This is a genomic window from Paraburkholderia dipogonis, from assembly GCF_042680985.1.
Classification (GTDB): Bacteria; Pseudomonadota; Gammaproteobacteria; order Burkholderiales; family Burkholderiaceae; genus Paraburkholderia; species Paraburkholderia phytofirmans.
Genome location: NZ_JBHUFR010000060.1, coordinates 1 through 916 on the forward strand (window position 1 = coordinate 1; position 916 = coordinate 916).

Consider the following 916-nt stretch of genomic DNA (forward strand, 5'->3'; position numbering starts at 1 on the left):
TGCCACGCAAACCCAAGACGTCCCCCGAGGCCCAGACGGCGTTGCCGTCCATTCCGAAGGAACTGATCGACCAGTTCGTGAAGGGGCCGATGACGGCCGAAGCGGTGCATGCTGCCTCAGCGGCGTTCAAGAAGGCGCTGATCGAGCGGGCGCTGGGCGCCGAACTCGGACACCATCTGGGCTATGCGGCCGGCGCCGTGCGGCCCGAGGACGCGACCAACCAGCGCAACGGCAAGAGCGGCAAGACAGTGCTGACCGACGACGGTCCGCTGCGCCTGGAGATCCCGCGTGACCGTGACGGCAGCTTTGCCCCGATCCTGATTCCGAAGCACGAGCGGCGCTTTACGGGTTTCGACGACAAGATCATCGCGATGTACGCGCGCGGCATGACGGTGCGCGAGATCCAGGGGTTTCTGGCCGAGCAGTACGGCACCGAGGTGTCGCCGGAGTTCATCAGCTCAGTGACCGACGCCGTGATGGACGAGGTGAGCGCCTGGCAGGCACGTCCGCTCGAGCCGATGTACCCGGTGGTGTTCTTCGACGCGCTGCGCGTGAAGATCCGCGAGGAAGGGCTGGTGCGCAACAAGGCGATCTATCTGGCGCTGGGCATCCTGCCGGACGGCACACGGGACATCCTGGGGTTGTGGATCGAGAACACGGAGGGCGCGAAGTTCTGGATGAAGGTGTTCAGCGACCTGAAGACGCGAGGCGTGCAGGATATCCTGATCGCCGTCACCGACGGCCTGAAGGGTATGCCCGAGGCGCTGGGTGCAGTGTTCCCGGCCACGACGCTGCAAACCTGCATCGTCCATCTGATCCGTAATTCGCTGGACTACGCGAGCTGGAAGGACCGGCGGGGACTGGCGTCGGCCATCAAGCCGATCTACACCGCGGCGGGCGCTGAGGCAGCTCTCGC

The 916-nt window shown here is 65.5% G+C and carries 1 protein-coding gene; it reads left to right on the plus strand.

Going from position 1 to position 916, the window contains the following annotated elements; genetic code table 11:
* Positions 1-916 (plus strand): IS256 family transposase (locus ACFSNN_RS41330; RefSeq protein ID WP_377779235.1); only part of this gene is annotated, 916 nt, incomplete at both ends.